Annotated in this window: 14 protein-coding genes; 9 read left to right on the top strand and 5 right to left on the bottom strand. The window is 57.0% G+C overall.

Translation table 11 applies throughout. The features are described 5' to 3' along the window. Nucleotides 1-8: 8 nt before the first annotated feature. Nucleotides 9-2,036: a pyrroloquinoline quinone-dependent dehydrogenase gene (locus ELY25_RS00900; protein WP_236995609.1), complete on the top strand. Its 2,028-nt coding sequence runs from the start codon at nucleotides 9-11 to the stop codon at nucleotides 2,034-2,036. A 144-nt stretch (nucleotides 2,037-2,180) separates the two neighbouring features. Continuing rightward, complete coding sequence (locus ELY25_RS00895; RefSeq protein WP_126949423.1) at nucleotides 2,181-3,086, top strand: ParB/Srx family N-terminal domain-containing protein; 906 nt, start codon at nucleotides 2,181-2,183, stop codon at nucleotides 3,084-3,086. Between the two features lie 86 nt (nucleotides 3,087-3,172). On the opposite strand, the gene ELY25_RS00890 is transcribed toward ELY25_RS00895, so the two are convergent. After that, nucleotides 3,173-4,057 carry an ion transporter gene (locus ELY25_RS00890; protein ID WP_126949422.1) on the bottom strand — a complete coding sequence of 295 codons (885 nt, stop codon included), beginning with the start codon at nucleotides 4,055-4,057 and terminating at the stop codon, nucleotides 3,173-3,175. Nucleotides 4,058-4,223: 166 nt separating this feature from the next. Between ELY25_RS00890 and ELY25_RS00885 the strand changes: the two genes are divergently transcribed. The 7 genes from ELY25_RS00885 to ELY25_RS00855 all read left to right on the top strand — a co-directional run bounded on the left by ELY25_RS00885 (nucleotide 4,224) and on the right by ELY25_RS00855 (nucleotide 11,092). After that, on the top strand, nucleotides 4,224-7,058 hold the full coding sequence (locus ELY25_RS00885) for a monovalent cation/H+ antiporter subunit A (RefSeq protein WP_126949421.1): 2,835 nt from the start codon (nucleotides 4,224-4,226) through the stop codon (nucleotides 7,056-7,058). Continuing rightward, nucleotides 7,058-7,390, top strand: coding sequence for a Na+/H+ antiporter subunit C (locus ELY25_RS00880; RefSeq protein WP_106373208.1), 333 nt, complete (start codon nucleotides 7,058-7,060; stop codon nucleotides 7,388-7,390). The genes ELY25_RS00885 and ELY25_RS00880 overlap by 1 nt, the downstream gene beginning before the upstream one ends. Continuing rightward, nucleotides 7,387-8,898, top strand: coding sequence for a monovalent cation/H+ antiporter subunit D (locus tag ELY25_RS00875; RefSeq protein WP_126949420.1), 1,512 nt, complete (start codon nucleotides 7,387-7,389; stop codon nucleotides 8,896-8,898). Before ELY25_RS00880 ends, ELY25_RS00875 begins: the two co-directional genes overlap by 4 nt. Then, a complete protein-coding gene (locus ELY25_RS00870; protein WP_126949419.1) occupies nucleotides 8,895-9,392 on the top strand; it encodes a Na+/H+ antiporter subunit E in 498 nt (165 codons plus the stop codon). The genes ELY25_RS00875 and ELY25_RS00870 overlap by 4 nt, the downstream gene beginning before the upstream one ends. Beyond that, nucleotides 9,386-9,655 (top strand): K+/H+ antiporter subunit F, encoded by a 270-nt coding sequence (locus ELY25_RS00865; RefSeq protein WP_126949418.1) that lies wholly within the window; start codon nucleotides 9,386-9,388, stop codon nucleotides 9,653-9,655. Before ELY25_RS00870 ends, ELY25_RS00865 begins: the two co-directional genes overlap by 7 nt. 40 nt (nucleotides 9,656-9,695) lie before the next feature. Further along, nucleotides 9,696-10,082, top strand: coding sequence for a Na+/H+ antiporter subunit G (locus tag ELY25_RS00860; RefSeq protein ID WP_126949417.1), 387 nt, complete (start codon nucleotides 9,696-9,698; stop codon nucleotides 10,080-10,082). A gap of 179 nt (nucleotides 10,083-10,261) precedes the next feature. Beyond that, nucleotides 10,262-11,092 (top strand): DUF6694 family lipoprotein, encoded by an 831-nt coding sequence (locus tag ELY25_RS00855; RefSeq protein ID WP_312845175.1) that lies wholly within the window; start codon nucleotides 10,262-10,264, stop codon nucleotides 11,090-11,092. Between the two features lie 44 nt (nucleotides 11,093-11,136). Here ELY25_RS00855 and serB read toward each other — a convergent pair whose 3' ends face one another. From serB to pgi, 4 genes are all read right to left on the bottom strand, one after another. Continuing rightward, nucleotides 11,137-12,342, bottom strand: a complete 1,206-nt coding sequence (gene serB, locus ELY25_RS00850) for a phosphoserine phosphatase SerB (RefSeq protein ID WP_126949416.1) — start codon at nucleotides 12,340-12,342, stop codon at nucleotides 11,137-11,139. A gap of 3 nt (nucleotides 12,343-12,345) precedes the next feature. Further along, on the bottom strand, nucleotides 12,346-14,598 hold the full coding sequence (gene parC / locus ELY25_RS00845) for a DNA topoisomerase IV subunit A (protein ID WP_126949415.1): 2,253 nt from the start codon (nucleotides 14,596-14,598) through the stop codon (nucleotides 12,346-12,348). A 6-nt stretch (nucleotides 14,599-14,604) separates the two neighbouring features. Continuing rightward, nucleotides 14,605-16,500 carry a DNA topoisomerase IV subunit B gene (gene parE / locus ELY25_RS00840; protein WP_126949414.1) on the bottom strand — a complete coding sequence of 632 codons (1,896 nt, stop codon included), beginning with the start codon at nucleotides 16,498-16,500 and terminating at the stop codon, nucleotides 14,605-14,607. A 201-nt stretch (nucleotides 16,501-16,701) separates the two neighbouring features. Further along, nucleotides 16,702-18,399: a glucose-6-phosphate isomerase gene (gene pgi, locus ELY25_RS00835; protein WP_126949413.1), complete on the bottom strand. Its 1,698-nt coding sequence runs from the start codon at nucleotides 18,397-18,399 to the stop codon at nucleotides 16,702-16,704. Nucleotides 18,400-18,435 lie beyond the last annotated feature (36 nt).

Here is an 18,435-nt window from a genome sequence, read left to right as displayed (position 1 = left end):
GGCGTACCATGTCAAACCATCATGCTTTTTACCCGCGCCAAAGCAAGCGTCGCTCACTGCACTTGGTGCCCTTCACGCTTTCAACGCTGCTACTCGCACCACTGCCGCTGCTGGGGCAAGAAACACCGGACACTGAACCGGATACCGAAGACAGCTCTGCAATGAGTGCCGCCCCCATTCCGCTTGTACCCGAAGGCGCTGTCTGGGATAGCTTTCACGGCCAGCTTAACGCACAGAAATACAGCCCTCTGGATCAAATCAACGTCGATAACGTCGGCGAACTAGTAAAAGCCTGGGAGTTTCATACCGGCGATGTGTCGGATGGCTCCGGCGACACCGCTCCCACGGTCTGGTCGGCCACCCCGGTGTTCGCCAACGACACGGTCTATATCGGCACGCCCATGTATCGGGTGTTCGCGCTGGACCCGGCCACCGGTGAGGAGCGCTGGCGTTTCGATACGAATTCCAGCCAGGAGACGCTGACTCAACCGGCGCTGAAAAGCCGTGGGGTGGCTTACTGGGAGGCGGATGACCCAGTGGATGGTAGCGTCTGCGAGAAGATCATCTATTTTGGCACCATGGACGCCCAGCTCTTTGCGCTGGATGCCGATAGCGGCGAGCTATGCGAAGGCTTCGCCGATGGCGGCGTGCTGAACGTCAACGAATGGAACAACATGCCTGAAAACTGGCCGCTGTCGCTTCTCCAGCCACCTACCGTGGTGGGCGACCGTCTGATTCTGGGCTGGGCGGGCAAGGATTGGGAAGAGAGCATAGCCCCGGCGGGTACGGTGTTCTCCATCAACGCGCGCACCGGCGAGCTGGAGTGGACCTTTGAGGCGCTCACGCAAGAGATGCGCGAGCGAAGCGGTACCGCCAACGTATGGACTCACATGGCTGCCGACGAGGAGCTGGGGCTCGTTTATCTGCCCGTCGCCTCGCCCTCGCCCAACTTCTGGGGCGGCAACCGCACCGAAGAGGTTCCGCTGGCTACCTCCACCACAGCGCTGGATATCGACACCGGCGAGGTCGTCTGGTCGCGCCAGTGGGTGCATCACGATATCTGGGATTACGACATCAACGCCGCCCCGACCCTCATGGACATCACCGTGGATGGTGAGGAGATCCCCGCACTGATGCAGGCCACCAAGATGGGTTTTCTGTTCGTTGTGAACCGCGAAACCGGTGAAGACGTATGGCCGATCGAGGAGCGCGAAGTGCCCGGTGGCGACGGCAATGTTGAAGGCGAGGTCTACTCGCCTACCCAGCCTTTCCCCACCGTGCCCGCCCCGCTTCTTGATCAATCAGAGAAGCCCAAGATATGGAAGCTGGCAGACATGGCAAGCTTCGGCCAGTGTTCCGCGCTTTGGGACGATTTATGGTACAAGGGCATGTACACCCCTCCCACCACGCAGGGAGAGGGTACGCTCGCCTACCCGGATAGCGCCGGGGGCGTTCAGTGGGGCGGCGTGGCGTTTGATCCGGTCAGCCAGACGGCGGTCGTGAACACTTCGCATATCGTGCAGTACATCAAGCTCTTCAATCGTGAAGATTTTGAAGAGTACGATACCGGTTCGGGCTATGAAAGCGGTTATTCGCCCCAGGAAGGCGCGCCCTACGGCATGCGTCTGGAAGTGGCGCTCAACTGGTTGGGCATGCCCTGCTGGGAGCCGCCTTTCGGCGAGCTGGTGGCGCTCGACATGACCACAGGAGACGTCAAGTGGCGTCGCCCAGTGGGTGCTTCGCAGCAGTTCGGCTTCTTCATGCCGGAAAGCTGGGGCTCACCCACCATTGGCGGCCCGGCGGTAACCGCCGGCGGCTTGATCTTTATTGGCGCCTCGATGGATGCCAAGGTGCGCGCTTACTCTCTGGAAACCGGCGAACAGCTTTGGAAGGACCAGGCCCAGGCGCCGGTAGTCTCCAACCCGTCGGTGTATGAGTACCAGGGCCGCCAGTACGTCGCATTCGTGGCCGGCGGCAACACCATTTTGAAAGATCACGTGGGAGATCAGGTTGTGGTCTACGCACTGCCCGAATAGTCCCTCAACCTACAAAGCTAACAGGGCGGCGTTCATGGCCGCCCTCTTTTTGCGCCTGAAGCCCCCTCGCGTCAACGCAATGTCATCTTAAGTGCGTAGACTCGCACTCCGGTTACCAACGACGATAATTTTCCGGAGAGATGCATGAAACACCCGTTGACGCTGCTGGCGCTTCTTACGATTGCGCCTGGCCTGGCCATGGCTTCCGCTGAGCATGACCCACTGGATATCCGCCACGTTGCCGTAGGCGAGCTGCACCCGACGCAACCAGCACTGGGTTATCGGCAGATGGACTACAAGCAGGGCCGCTTTGCAGTGGATCGCAAGAAGTTTTTTGACGAATTTTGCGAAACCGGCGGCCAGGGTGGCATCGACCAATTTGATGACGCTTCATCGCTCAAGGATACCGATAGCTTTACGTGTACCGATGACCTTGGTTCGCACCCGGAAGATATGAAAACCGCGGTAATTGCCCCCGATAGCGGTGTGTATATTACCGATGGCCACCACACGTTCAGCAACTATCTGGCTCTTGAAGGCCCTGAACTGAGTGTCCCCGTGCTGATTACCCATGACTTTAGCGACCTGCCGAACATGGAGAGCTTCTGGGCAGCCATGCAGGATGAGCGCCTGGTTTGGCTTGATGCACCTAGCGGCCCAATAACACCTGAAGACTTGCCTGAACGGCTAGGGCGAGATGCCCAGGCTGATGATGCCTACCGCTCGCTGGTCTACTTTACCCGTGGCGTCGGGTACGAAAAACCTGATACCCCACCGCCGTTTCTGGAGTTTTACTGGGGCCAGTGGCTTGCGGGCCAATTGCCGCTTGAAGCGCTGGACCTGACCACGTTAGAGGGTTACACCGAGGCCGTTACCCAAGCCGCGACGTTGATGGTCGAAGTGCCCGCCGACACCGTAATTGCGGATACAGCAACGGGTTCCCTGACCGCCCAGGAAATGGGCCAGCTGCCGGCCTTTAATGACCAGGAACTTGAAAAGCTGCTCTCAGAGCGCGGCAAATTGACCTACGCTTTTTCAGTCGAGAAGTAGTACCCTCCCTGAGCAATACTTTCAACCAGCAGTAATTTCAACCGGCTACCCTTTTCCTAACGGGGTAGCCGGTGTTGGTAGCGCAGTTAACGCGCGTTGTGCTGGGCATCTGATGAGTTCACTGCACTCTGCTCAGTTGAAGATGAACCACGCTGGTCTAGCGCTGACTCCATGCGGTCAAGCTGGGCTTTCAGCCCGCGAACGTCGTTGCGCAGTGCCTGTAGCTCGGCCTCTTCGCCTTCGCCGTTATCCAGCGCCATTTGAGCGCTCTCTTTTTGCATGACGTCCAGCACGATACCAATCATCATGTTCAAAAAGATGAAGGCATTTAAAAAAATGAAGGTAAGAAAATAGATCCAAGCGTAGGGATAAACCTCCATGGTGGGATACAGCACGGCGGTTGCCCAGCTTTCAAAAGTGGCTACCTGGAAGAGCGTTAGCATGGCCAGGGCAATGTTGCCCCACAGCCCTTCGTCGACGTTATGAAAGAGGAAACTTCCAATCGCGGCATAGATATAAAAGATGATAAACATCAGCAGGACGACATATCCCATCCGAGGAATGGACTTCAACAGTGCTCCCAGCAGCATTTGCAGCTCAGGAATCATGGATACCAGGCGTAGCACCCGGAAAATCCTTAATAGCCGTGCCAGCAGCACCATCTCTGAATCATCCATGGGGATCAGACTGGCGGTGACGATTAGAAAATCGAAGACGTTCCAGCCTTTCTTGAAAAAGCTGATCAAGTTGCGTTCGGCGGCCATTCTGATCAAAATCTCAATCAGAAAGAAGATGGTTACCGCAATATCCAGGTAGAGCAACCACTGCTCTATTCGCGTTGTTTCTTCATAGGTTTTCGCGCCAATCACCAGGGCGGAAAGCACGATAATGGAAATGACAATGCCTTCGAAAATCTTGTTACTACGCAGATTCTCGAAGCGGTTTTGCCAGGTATTGAAGGGTTCACTCATGGAACAAGGAGTCTCTAAACGGTTTACACAGCCACTTTATACTAAAATCACATCACCACCATACAAGTGATATCCTCTTGTTTCACTTAACGTATCCTGCGCTACCGGTACGCCCTCGGGCGGCTTGGTGGCATTTTTTAGATTTTAATTGCGCTGGATGGATCCCATGACACTGCTGTGGATAGCCTTACTGCCCTTATTGGGTGTACTGGTGCCGGCACTCACTGCCCAACGCGGTCGCACAATGTGCTCACTCGCAACGGGCTTAGTGCCGGCGATTGCCCTACTGCTTACGCTAATGCAACTGCCTGCTCTGCTGGCTGGTGAAGCGTTACGCGTAAGCATTACGTGGCTGCCTGAACTGGGGCTTGAGCTGGCTTTTCGCCTGGATGGGCTCTCGTTACTGTTCAATCTGTTAATTTTGGGAATCGGCTTGCTGATTCTGCTGTATGCCCATTTCTACCTTGCTAAGGATGAGCCCTACGGGCGTTTTTATGCCTTTCTGATTCTCTTCATGGCATCGATGGTCGGCATTTCAATGTCCGACAACCTGATACTGCTTTGGCTGTTCTGGGAACTTACCAGCCTTTCATCATTTTTGCTGATTGGCTTTTGGTCGTATCGCGGTGATGCACGTAAGGGCGCCCGGATGGCGTTGACCATTACTGGCGCCGGCGGGCTTGCGCTTCTGGCGGGCCTGTTATTGTTAGGCGATATGGCCGGCAGCTACCGAATGGATGACGTGCTGGCAAGCGGCGAGCGCATTGTTGCCGACGGCCGCTACCCCATCATGCTGGCGCTTGTGTTGTTGGGCGCGTTTACCAAATCCGCCCAGTTCCCGTTCCACTTCTGGCTTCCCCATGCCATGGCGGCGCCAACCCCGGTATCGGCCTACCTGCACTCGGCCACCATGGTGAAAGCTGGCATATTCCTGATGGCCCGCCTGCACCCAGCCATTGCGGACAGCGAGTTGTGGAGCGTTGTAGTGCCGCTGGTGGGTTCCGTTACGCTACTTTACGGCGCCTGGTTTGCGCTGTTCAAGACTGACCTAAAGGCGATTCTGGCGTTTTCCACCATTAGTCACTTGGGCCTGATCACCGTGCTGCTGGGCATTGGCAGCCCCATGGCCGTGCTCGCCGCGCTGTTTCATATCGTTAACCACGCCACCTTCAAGGCGGCGCTGTTCATGAGCGCCGGCATCATTGATCATGAGACCGGCACGCGGGAACTGAAACTGCTGGGCGGTTTGCGCAAGACCATGCCGGTGACTGCGCTGCTATCTACCCTGGCGGCGGCGGCGATGGCGGGCGTTCCGCTGTTCAACGGCTTTCTTTCCAAAGAAATGTTCTTTACCGAAACCCTGGCGACGCCGGTTCTCGGCGGGCTTAGCTGGCTTATTCCGGCGCTTGCAGCAGTGGGTGGCATTCTTTCAGTGGCCTACTCGGTTCGCCTGGTGCACGCAGTTTTCTACAAACCGGCCAAGGAGGCATCACCTAAAACGCCTCATGAGCCACCCCACCTGATGCGCCTGCCCGTGGAAATACTGGTCGTGCTCTGTGTAGTGGTCGGCCTCTTCCCGGCGTTCTTTGCCACTAACCTCTTGGGCCTGGCTACTCAGGCCGTACTGGGCGAGCCGCTGGATTTCCATCTGGCCATCTGGCACGGCGTTAACCTGCCCCTGATAATGAGCCTCATCGCCTTTTTGGTGGGTATCTTCATGTACTGGCGACACGCCGACCTGCGCCGCTTCCTGCAGCCGTTTGCAAGCGTAGATGCACGCCGGGTATTCGAACGCTTCATGATTACCCTGAGCTACCGCGCGGAGCAGGCCATCGCCGCCCTGGACGGCAATTCTCTGCAGCGGTTCATGGGTTGGCTGCTGCTGTCCGCTTTATGCATGGGCGTACTGGGCGTTGTACAGATAGATATCCTGACGGGTAGCAAAAGCAATCAGCCGACGGACGGCATCCTCGTGTTTGGCGCCGGCATGCTGATTTTTGGCGGTATCGCCACGGCAGCCACCCACCGCTACCGTCTGATTTCGCTTCTGATGCTGTCGATTGTCGGGCTGTTTGTCGCGCTTACCTTTGCGCGCTTCTCAGCCCCGGATTTGGCCCTCACTCAGCTTTCCGTTGAGGTGGTCACCATGATCCTGCTGATGCTGGCGCTGTTTTTCCTGCCCCAGAGAACGCCGCGTGAATCCAGCCCGCTACGCAACGTGCGCGACATGCTGCTGGCAGGTTCCCTAGGCTTAGTCGTGGCAAGCCTTAACTATGCGGTCATGACTCGCGAAACGCTGTCGATTTCCAACTTCTTCATGGCCAACAGCGTGCCCGGCGGCGGCGGGCATAACGTGGTGAACGTTATCCTGGTCGATTTCCGGGGCTTCGATACCCTAGGCGAAATTACCGTCCTGGCGCTGGCAGGTCTGGCAATCTTCAAGCTCTTGAATCGCCTGCGCCTGTTCATGCCGCATAGCGATGGTGAAGGCCGCGTCTGGTCCCCCGACCGCTACCCGGCCATTCTGACCTCGATTTCAATGACGCTACTGCCGCTGGCACTGCTCGTCTCCGCGTTTATCTTCCTGCGCGGACACAACCAACCAGGCGGTGGTTTTATTGCCGGCCTGATTACCGCGGTAGCGCTGATTCTTCTCTACATGGCGCGCGGCGTGGAGTGGGCCCAGGCCCGTCTGGACTTCCCCTTCCAGCCGGTGGCCATCGTGGGTGTGGCGATCGCCACGCTGACCGGGCTTGGCAGTTGGCTATTTGGCTATCCTTTCCTGACCTCGGCATTTAGCTATTTCAGCCTGCCGCTGGTCGGCAAGTTTGAACTGGCAACCGCCCTGCTATTTGACCTTGGGGTTTACCTGGCCGTGGTAGGCGCCACGCTGATGATTCTTGCCAACCTGGGCAAGGTCACCACAGCACACCGCCCGGTCACCGACCCTAAAGAGCCGGAGACTCCCGCCGCTCAAGTACCCGCCAAGGAGCCTAGCTAATGGAAACCCTTTACGCGATTACCACCGGCGTATTAACCGCGTGTGGCCTTTATTTAACCCTCCGGGGACGCACGTTCCCGGTGGTAGTTGGGCTAACGCTTACCTCTTACGCGGTGAACCTGTTTCTGTTCTCCATGGGTGGCCTGACCACTGATGGCGCCACTATTGTGCATGGGGATGGAAACTACGCAGACCCACTGCCCCAGGCGCTGGTTCTCACGGCTATCGTCATCGGCTTCGCCATGACCGCGTTCGTGGTAATTCTTGCCATGCGTGCCCGCAGCGAAGCGGGTAACGACCACGTAGACGGCAAAAAGGAAGACCGTGAATGATGCAACATCTGATTGTTTTACCCGTCATTGTGCCGCTGGTAGCCGGCATCCTGCTGCTTTATCAGCGCCAGGGACTGATTCGCTACAAGCGCACGGTCAGTATCATTGCCACAGCGCTCACCCTGGCGGTGGCCATCGGTCTGGTCAACGTGGCCACCCAGGGCGAGATTGTCTACTACGCCCTCGGCGACTGGCAGCCGCCCTTTGGTATCGTGCTGGTGCTCGACCGGCTTTCGGCCCTGATGCTGCTGGTAACCGCACTACTGGCCGTCGGTGCGGTGGTATATGCTTGTGCAGGGGATGATGAAAAAGGCAGTAACTTTCACGGCCTGTTTCAATGGCAGTTGCTGGGTATCAACGGCGCCTTCCTGACTGGCGATTTGTTCAACCTGTTCGTGTTTTTCGAAGTGCTGCTGCTAGCCTCCTACGCCCTGCTGCTTCACGGGGGCGGCAAGGCGCGCATTCAGGCAAGCGTTCACTACGTGGTGCTGAACCTGGCGGGCTCCTCTTTGTTCCTGATTGCCGTGGGCATCCTTTACGGGGCGACCGGCACACTGAACATGGCCGACATGGCACAGAGACTGGCTACCCTGCCTGCCGAACGCCAGGGCCTGGTAACTGCCGGTGCGCTGATGCTACTGGTGGTATTTGGCTTGAAAGCGGCCATTATGCCGCTCTACTTCTGGCTGCCGCGGGCCTACGCTGCCGCCCCCGCACCAGTGGCGGCACTGTTTGCGATCATGACCAAGGTGGGCATCTACGCCATTCTGCGCGTCTATACCCTGTTGTTCAGCGACAGTGCTGGCGCGCTTTCGGCTCTTGAGCAGCCCTGGGTCTGGTGGCTGGCGCTTGTCACACTGGCCGTCGCTGGCATCGGCGTTATCGCCGCGCGCGATTTACGCCTGCTGGTCGCTTACCTGGTGCTGATTTCAGTGGGCACCCTGCTTGCCGGGGTGGGCATCCGCACGCCCGAGGCCATTTCGGCGCTGCTCTATTACCTGATACATACCACGCTGATCACCGGCGGGCTTTTCCTGCTTGCCGACATGATCGGTCAGCAGCGTGGCAAGGCGGGTACCCGGATCGTCAAAGGACGCCCCATGGTGCAAGGTGGCGGGCTGGCACTGCTGTTTTTCATTGGTTCCATCGCCGTAATTGGCATGCCGCCACTTTCAGGGGCAATAGGTAAAGCGCTAGTGCTCAATGCCGCTGAAGGCACCCAGCGCCTGTGGCTATGGCCGCTTCTGCTGCTGGCAAGCCTGGCTTCGCTGATTGCCCTTTCCCGGGCAGGCTCGACCATGTTCTGGAGAAGCCACCGTGGTAGCTTGAGCGGTAGCGTGTTACCGCGTCGCCAGTGGCTGGGGGTTATCTGGCTACTGAGTACCGCCCCGCTTCTAGTCGCCCTGGCCGGCCCTATCAGTGCTTACACCCAGGCGACTGCCGAACAGTTGACTAATCCGCAACGTTTGATTGATACGCTACTGCCTGATGCTGAGGAGGCTTTATGATTACGCCGCGTTCTTGGCTACCCACACCGGTTTTATCGATACTGCTGCTGATCGTGTGGCTGTTACTCGTGCGTAGCTATGCCTTCGGCCAGTTCGTGCTCGGTGGTACGCTAGCCATTGTCATTCCACTGCTAACCTACCGCTTCTGGGATGCTCGGCCGAGCATCAAAAAGCCCTTCAAGCTTCTTCGTTACGGGCTGCGTGTACTGGGCGATATCGTGACCGCCAATTTTGAAGTGGCTTACCTGATTTCCAACCCCTGGCGCACGCTTAAACCGCATTTCATTGAGTACCCTTTGATACTGGAAGAGCGGTTCACCATTACCTTGCTGGCAAGCACCATCAGCCTGACCCCCGGCACGGTATCGGCCAACCTTCGCATGGATGGAAAATCACTGCTGATTCACGCGCTGAATGTAGACGATGAAGAAGCGCTGATAGAGCAGATCCGGGAGCGTTACGAGCGCCCGCTCAAGGAGATTTACGAATGTTAAGCGTTGCTTTGTATATCACCCTGGCGCTGGTGGTAATGGCGTTATTGATGAACCTTTACCGCTTGGTCATCGGTCCTTCCATGCCTGACCGGGTACTCGCCATGGATACCATGTACGTCAATTCCATTGCGCTTATTGTGCTCTTGGGACTTTGGCTTAACAGTAAAACCTACTTTGAATCGGCGCTGCTGATTGCGATGCTTGGTTTTATCAGCACCGTGGCCGTGTGCAAATACATTTTGCGTGGGGATATTATCGAATGAACCCATCCATAATGACTGCCCGCCACAAGGAGGTATGAAGATGCAGATAGTGATAGAAGCCATTATCTCTGTGCTGCTGATTGCAGGCGGCGTATTTGTATTTATCGGTTCGCTGGGCATGGCCCACTTACGTGATTTCTATATGCGTTTACACGGGCCAACCAAGGCGACGACGTTGGGTATCGGCTGCATGCTGATTGCCTCCATGATGTATTTTTGGAGTATTCAGGGAAAACCGGATATTCAGGAAATGCTGATCACGCTATTTCTGTTTATCACCGCCCCCGTTAGCGCTCACCTGTTGGCCAAGACCGGCCTGCATATGCAGCTACCCCACACCGATACAACCGAGGGCAAGCCCCTTGAACTTCGCGATGAAGAGGTAGGCGATAAGCCGGTGCTTCACCCTGATCGAGGACACGGCTAGCCGATAGCCACGCCGTAGCCCGGTAAAGCTTAAAGCCCCATAAAGTAAAAAAGCGCTGGTTTAATCACCGGCGCTTTTTTAACCATCAGATAACTGTTTTAACAATTCGCAGAGATGGTAGTGGTTGCTATCGCTTTGGGGTAAGCTCCCCTGCGTTTTTAATGTCCTGAGGTGAATGTATGTGGAGCCTCCTAAGGCTATCGGCTATTACGCTGTCTTTATTGGCAGTAGCCGGTTGCTCAGACCCCAAAATAGATACCAGTTCAATGCCAGCGGCGGTTGTCTCTATCGAGAATGTGCGCGAAGCCCTGCCGGTTTACAAGCGCGATGAGTTTGACAAGGCGCTCGCCATTCTGGCGATGCCCTCGTTGAGCAGCATGGCGCTATTAAACCCTCAACGCATGAATGGCGCCGAAATTGCCGAGGCGGCCAACGTCCTCATGCATGGATTGACCGGTGACCAGGTCATTCAGCGTGCCGATGAGTTGCTGCGACAAAGGCGCGCCCGCGAACGAGAACAAGCCATGCGTACGTTGACCCGTCTGACTGAAAAACAGGCTCGGGCCGATGAAGACAAGGCACATCTGGCCCGTTTTAGCATCGATAACGCCCGCTACTACATGAGTCAAAGTCCCTATGGCTCGCCTGAACCGGTCATTGACCTTGAAGTTACCAACGGTACGGGTGAGGCAGTATCACAGGTACTGCTGAAGGGAATGGTCACTAGCAAGGGTCGCTCCACCCCCTGGGTCAATGACACTTTCTACTACGTGGTCTCGGGTGGATTGGAGCCCGGTGAAACAGCAGCATGGAGCTTAGCGCCCAACCGCTTTGGCCCGTGGGGAAATACTCAGATACCCAGCGAGGCTACGTTTACAGTGACCCTTGAAGGCCTTAAGGATGCCGAAGGCAATCCGCTCTGGGATTCGCCAGCGCTGACCGAGAGCGAAATCGCAAAGCTTGAACATCTCCATCAGGTGTATCAAGGGATTGCTCTCAACGGGTCTTAAATTCAGGCGGTATCCAGGTACCGCCTGAAGTGTTAGCGAATGGTTTAGTCGACCAGGTCGGTTTGCCGATAGCCGATCAAATAAAGCACGGCATCAATACCCAGCGTGGAAATGGCCTGACGCGCCTGAGCGCGAACCAGCGGCTTAGCGCGAAAAGCAATGCCCAGCCCTGCCTTGGCCAGCATCTTGAGATCGTTGGCGCCATCACCTACCGCAATGGTCTGCTCAAGGGTAAAGCCTTCACGCCGGGCAATCTGCTCCAAGAGCTCGGCTTTGCGCTCTGCATCCACAATGGGCTCGCGCACTTCACCGGTCACCTTGCCATTTTCAATCACCAGCTCATTGGCATGAATTTCATCAAAGCCAAGCTTCTCCTGTAAATGGCGGGCAAAGTAGGTAAAGCCGCCGGACAGAATCACGGTGCGGTAACCAAAACGCTTTAAATTAGCCATTAAGCGTTCAACGCCGTCCATCAAAGGTAGCTCTTCGGCAATCTTGATCAACACTGATTCATCTAGGCCTTTCAGCTTGCTCATGCGCTCGCGAAAGCTCTCCTGGAAATCCAGCTCGCCACGCATGGCACGCTCGGTCACCTCAGCCACTTCATCACCCACACCATGGCGCCTTGCCAGCTCATCAATCACTTCGGTTTTGATCAGCGTGGAATCCATGTCGAAGCACACTAGGCGGCGATGACGACGCCAGATCGAATCTTCCTGAATGGCAATATCCACGCCCTGCTCAGCGCCTAGGGCTAGCGCCTTTTCACGCAGCGCTTCAATGTCCGCCTCGTCTCCGCGTAGCCAGCATTCAACGCAGGCACCGCCCCGTGGGGCTTGGCCATCCAGGGATTCACGCCCGGAAAGCCGATGAATCAACTCGATGTTCAGGCCAAACTCTGACGTCAAGCTGCCTACCTCTGCCAGAATCCCTGCTGGCAAGCGAGGCGCCAACAGCGTCAAGATCAGCCGGGGCTGGGCATCAGCGCTACTCCAGCGCTGATAATCCTCTGCATTAACGGTAATCGCCTGTACATCAAGCCCTAGCGCATCGCCTGCCTCACTCAGCGTTGCCTCCAAGGCGTTATCATGATCAAGCCCTACCAAGGCTTCCAGAGAAAGCATGCCAAACGTCACGCTTTGGTTGATATCCAAAAGCTGGGCGCCCGTGCTAGCAAGTGCCTTGCCCAGCTCTTCTAGCTGGCCAGGGCGGGCCACGCCCGTCGCCCGAATCAAACAACGCTTCGCCATGTATTACTCCCCTGCCTCTAACCGGTCCACTTTTTGGAAACCGCGCGGCAGCTTACTGCCCCGGCGCCCCCTTTCGCCGCGATAATACGCTACATCATCGGCTTTTAGCGTGAGTTTGCGTTTACCCGCATGAATGACCAGTACATCGGTCGAGGTAAGTACGGCGATATCTCGCACGAATTCCTCCCGCTGAGCAGCCCGGGCCCCGGGAATATCCAGCATCTTATTGCCTTTTCCCTTGGTCATTTCAGGCAGTTGATCTAGCGGGAACACTAGCAAACGCCCCTCATTGGAAACCGAGGCCACCCACAGCTCTTCGCCGTCAGGTATTTCGATGGGGGCCATCACGCTGCACCCTTTGGGTACGCTGAGCACTGCCTTGCCCGCCTTGTTTTTACCGGTCAGCGCATCAAGTCGCGCCATGAATCCGTAGCCGCCGTCGCTTGCCAATATAAAACGTCGGTCAGGCGGAGCGAGCATGAGCCCCGCCATCTGGGCTCCCGCGGAGACATTCGCCCGCCCGGTAACGGGTTCACCCTGGCCACGCGCGCTGGGCAGGTTGTGGGCGGCTATCGTATAAGCCCGCCCCGTATCGTCGAGTAACACAAGCGGCTGGTTGGTTTTACCCCGCGCCGCCAGGTGAAAGCTGTCCCCGGCTTTATAGGAGAGCCCTTCCGGGTCAATATCGTGGCCCTTGGCAGCACGTACCCAGCCTTTTTCGGAGAGCACGACGGTAATCGGGTCGGCGCCCAGCAGTTCGACTTCCGAAAGCGCCTTGGCCTCACTGCGTTCAACCAGCGGTGAGCGGCGCTCATCGCCGTGTTCCTTACCCGCCGCGCGAATCTCTTTTTCAATCAGCGTAGTTAATTTTGCTTCGCTTCCCAGCAACCCCTGAAGCTGTTTGCGCTCTTTTTCCAGCTCAGCCTGCTCGCCGCGAATCTTCATCTCTTCGAGCTTGGCAAGATGGCGCAGGCGCAGTTCGAGAATCGCTTCTGCCTGGCGCTCTGAGAGACTAAAGGTGGCGATCAGCGAGGCTTTGGGGTCATCTTCCTCACGAATAATCCGTATCACTTCGTCAAGGTTGAGATAGGCTGTCAACAAGCCTTCCAAAATATGCAGACGATCTTCGACCTTGCCTAAGCGGTGCTCCAACCGGCGACGCACCGTGGTCCGACGAAAGCGTAACCACTCACCCAGCATATCCGGCAAGGACATGACCCGTGGGCGGCCGTCCAGGCCGATCACGTTCATGTTCACCCGCACGTTCTTTTCCAGATCCGTGGTGGCAAACAGGTGGGCCATGAGCGACTCAACGTCCACACGGCTAGAGCGCGGCTCAATCACCAGACGCGTGGGCTCTTCATGCGTCGACTCGTCGCGAAGATCCGCGACCATGGGCAGCTTCTTGGCCTGCATCTGCGCGGCGATCTGTTCAAGCACTTTGGCACCGCTGACCTGATAGGGCACCGCGGTGATCACAATGTTGGCATCTTCGCGGACATAGCGGGCGCGCAGTTTTACCGAGCCGCGGCCTGACTCATAAAGCTTACGCAAGTCAGCTGGGGGAGTGATGATTTCTGCATCAGTGGGGAAATCCGGTGCCGGCACAAACGCCATCAAGTCGGTCGTGGTCGCCTGAGGATTGCGCAGCAGATGGCAAGTGGCTTCGACCACTTCACCAACGTTATGCGGCGGAATATCAGTGGCCATCCCCACGGCAATCCCGGTACCACCATTGAGTAATACATGGGGTAGCTTGGCGGGCAGCACGAGGGGCTCCTGCATGGTGCCGTCAAAGTTGGGTACCCAATCGACGGTACCCTGGCCCAATTCGCCCAACAGCACTTCGGAAAACTTGGAGAGCTTGGCTTCGGTGTAGCGCATGGCCGCGAACGACTTAGGATCGTCCGGGCTTCCCCAGTTACCCTGGCCATCCACCAGCGGGTAGCGGTAACTAAACGACTGCGCCATCAGCACCATAGCTTCGTAACAGGCGCTGTCACCATGAGGGTGAAACTTACCTAGTACGTCGCCCACGGTACGCGCTGACTTTTTGTACTTGGCATTGGCGTGTAGCGCCAACTCACGCATGGCGTAAATAATCCGCCGCTGTACGGGCTTCATGCCGTCGCCAATATTGGGCAAGGCACGGTCTAAAATGACGTACATCGAATAGTCGAGGTACGCTTTCTCGGTATAGTCGCGCAATGACAGACGTTCGACGTCGCCTTCCGCTACCTGAATATCCATGGTCATCGGGGGTTATACCTCAATATCTGCGAGGTTGCCGTAATCTTCCAGCCACTTCTTGCGGTCACTGGCGCGCTTCTTAGCGAGCAGCATATCCATCATTTCCATGGTGCCGTCGCCCTCTTCCAGCGTGAGCTGTACCAGGCGGCGGGTTTCGACCGCCATGGTGGTTTCTCGCAGCTGTAGCGGGTTCATTTCACCCAGGCCCTTAAAACGCTGTACGTTCGGGGTGCCGCGTTTTTTTGCCAGCTGCTTGAGAACAGCATTTTTTTCGCTCTCATCGAGTGCGTAGTGGACCTCTTTGCCCAAATCGATGCGGTAAAGGGGTGGCATGGCGACAAATACGTGGCCTGCATCCACTAGCGCAGGAAAATGACGTACAAACAGCGCGCACAGCAACGTGGCAATGTGCAGTCCGTCGGAGTCCGCATCTGCAAGAATACAAATCTTGTGGTAGCGCAGCTTTTCAAGATTGGCGCTACTGGGATCCGCGCCAATCGCGACCGCAATATCATGAACTTCCTGAGAGCCATAAATATCGTGGGTCTCAACCTCCCAGGTGTTCAGGATCTTGCCACGCAGGGGCAAGATTGCCTGGGTTTCACGGTTACGCGCCTGCTTGGCGCTGCCACCGGCCGAGTCCCCTTCCACCAGGAACAGTTCGCTGAGTGAAGGGTCCTGACCTGAACAATCCGCCAGCTTACCCGGCAGTGCCGGGCCTGAAGTGACCTTTTTACGGGCTACTTTCTTGGCCTTTTTCTGGCGATGCTGGGCAGCACTGATGACCAGTTCGGCCAGTTGCTCAGCCTGGTCGATATGATGATTCAGCCACAGCGAAAACGCATCTTTCACCACACCCGATACAAAACCTGCGATGGTGCGTGAAGAGAGGCGCTCTTTGGTCTGCCCGGCAAACTGGGGGTCGAGCATTTTCACCGAGAGCACGAAAGAGGCGCGCTCCCAGAGATCGTCGGCGGTGAGCTTGATACCGCGCGGCAGCAGGCTGCGGTATTCACAAAACTCGCGCAGCGCATCCAGAAGTCCAGAGCGGAAACCGTTAACGTGAGTCCCCCCTTGCGGCGTGGGGATCAGGTTGACGTAGCTTTCCAGCAGCGATTCACCGCCTTCCGGTAGCCATTGAATGGCCCAATCCACGCCATGTTCATCATCGTTGAAGTGACCCACAAATGGCGAGCTGGGTAGCACCTCATAGCCGTCGGTGGCTTCGGCCAGATAATCACGCAGGCCGTCGGCATAGGCCCACTCGGTGGTAGTGCCGTCCGGCTCGATCAGCGTAACCGCAAGCCCCGGGCAAAGTACCGCTTTGGCACGTAGCAGGTGTTTAAGTTTTGAAAGCGCAAGCTTAGGGCTATCGAAGTAGCTTTCATCGGGCCAGAACCGAACCAGGGTTCCGGTGGCGCGTTTAGCGGCCTTGCCTATTTCATGCAGATCTTCGACTTTGTCCCCGTGCTCAAACGCAATGGCATGACGCGCGCCATCACGGGTAACTTCTACTTCCAGGCGTCGTGAAAGCGCGTTAACCACCGAGACACCAACGCCATGAAGGCCGCCGGAGAATCGATAGCTTGACGAGGAGAACTTGCCGCCTGCATGCAGCTTGGTCAGAATCAACTCCACCCCGGAGACACCGTGCTCGGGGTGAAGGTCAATCGGCATGCCTCGGCCGTTATCCTGCACCTCGATGGCTCCATCGCTGTGCAGCACGACACGAATGGCGGAGGCATGGCCGGCCAGCGCTTCGTCAACGCTGTTATCAATCACTTCTTGAGCAAGGTGGTTGGGCCGTGAGGTATCGGTGTACATACCGGGACGCTTACGTACCGGCTCGAGCCCGGACAGGACCTCGATAGAACTCGCGCCGTACTGAGAGGCATCAAACTGGGTCATGTAACGTCGGTTCCTGAAGGATAAAGCGTGCGGCCACCAAAGACGTGTACCGGCGGCCGAAAAAGAGAACTAGAATAGCGGAAAAGCAAAAAGCTGTATATCCAGCCATATCTATTACTTGCAGGAGAAAAGAGCCGCCCTACTCAGGTTTGCATCGCGGCGTGCTCTTTTCACCCTATTACCTATCGCCGCCTGTGATGATTACTCATCCTTTTCGGCGGCCCAGAATGCCTCAATCAATCCACGACTGGAGGCATCCATCCGGTCAATATCGCCCTCGCCTTCGATAATCGCTTGGGTGTCGGTCGCAATCTGCTTGCCAAGCTCCACGCCCCACTGGTCAAACGGATTGATATCCCAGATAACTGCCTGCACAAATACCTTGTGTTCATAAAGCGCGATCAGGGCGCCCAGGCTGTGGGGGGTCAGCTTATCCAGCAGTACCGTGGTCGAGGGCTGATTGCCGCGATAGCGTTTGTGCTCCGGGCGCGGGCCGTCATCCTCAAGGGCGTCGTCGCCCAGCATCAGCACGCGCGACTGGGCAAAGCAGTTGGCCAGCGCCAAGCGGTGCTGGGCTTTCAGGTGACGGCGGGTATCGGGATCTTCCACTTCATCGTAGCGCTTTAACGGCGCGATAAAGTCGCAGACCACCGGCTGGGTCCCCTGATGCAAGAGCTGATAGAACGCATGCTGAGCGTTGGGACCTAGCTGCCCCCAAAGCACCGGGCAGGTGGAATAGTTGACGGCCTGCCCCTGACGGGTGACCGACTTGCCGTTGGATTCCATTTCAAGCTGCTCAAGATAGGCTGCAAAATATTCCAGGCGGCCATCATAAGGCAGGATTGAATGAGCACGGATATCCAGGAAGTTAACGTTCCAGATGCCGGCAAGCGCCAGCAGTACGGGGAGGTTGTCGTCCAGGGGCGCTTCACGAAAGTGGCTGTCCATGGCATGCGCACCGGCCAATAGCTCGCGGAAGTTCGCCATGCCAATCACCAGTGCAATCGGCAGGCCGATCGTGCCCCACAGCGAGTAACGCCCGCCCACCCACTCCCAGAACTTAAGCTGATGATCCGCCGCGATTCCCCACTCGCTCATTTTTTCGGGGCTGGCCGACACGCCGATAAAGTGCTGACGCACAATCAACTCAGCACTTACGTCTGACGTGCTTGCAAAGTCACCATGATGGGTTAAGCGCCCCAGCAGCCAGTCGCGCGCCGTATTGGCGTTTGAAAGCGTATCGATGGTGGTAAACGATTTGGAAGACAGTACAAAAATGGTGGTTTCAGGGTTAAAACGGCTTAGGTAGTCAGCCAGTTGCGAGCCATCCATGGTTGAAGCAAAGTGCACTTCAATCGGGTGAATGTCGCGAGGCCGGCAGTCGGCAAGCGCATGCGTCACCATGAGCGGCCCCAGATCCGAGCCACCCACACCTAGATTCACTACGTGACGAATCGGCTTGCCGGTAGCCCCACGCCACTGGCCTGCATGCAGGCGGCACACCAGACGTTCCATCTGCGCAAGGCTTTCATGTACGCCAGCTACGACATCTTCACCCTCCACATCAAGAGTCGCGTCTGCGGGCAGGCGCAGCGCCGTATGTAGCGCCGGGCGGTTCTCGCTGGTGTTCACCCGTTTGCCGCTGAGCAGAGCATCAATGGCCCCCGGCACGCCAGCATCGTGAGCCAATGCCAGCAGATGCTCCAGGGTATCGTCATCCCAGCGCTGCTTGGAAAGGTCCAACGTCAGGCCTGCCACATGACGGGTAAAGTGCGACCAGCGGCTGCGATCCGAGCCAAACAACGTTTTTAAATGAACGTTTTTGAGTTCCTCGGCATGCTGTTTTAGTGTCTGCCAAGCGGGCAGTTTATCGGGGGTAGCGCGTGATGCTGGGGCCATTTGCCGTCTCCTGTGGCGTCAAACCATGCAGCTCGG

The organism is Vreelandella populi (genome assembly GCF_003989825.1).
GTDB classification, from domain to species: domain Bacteria; phylum Pseudomonadota; class Gammaproteobacteria; order Pseudomonadales; family Halomonadaceae; genus Vreelandella; species Vreelandella populi.
The sequence above is the reverse complement of the archived record's forward strand: the minus strand, read 5'-3'. Positions and strand labels throughout refer to the sequence as shown.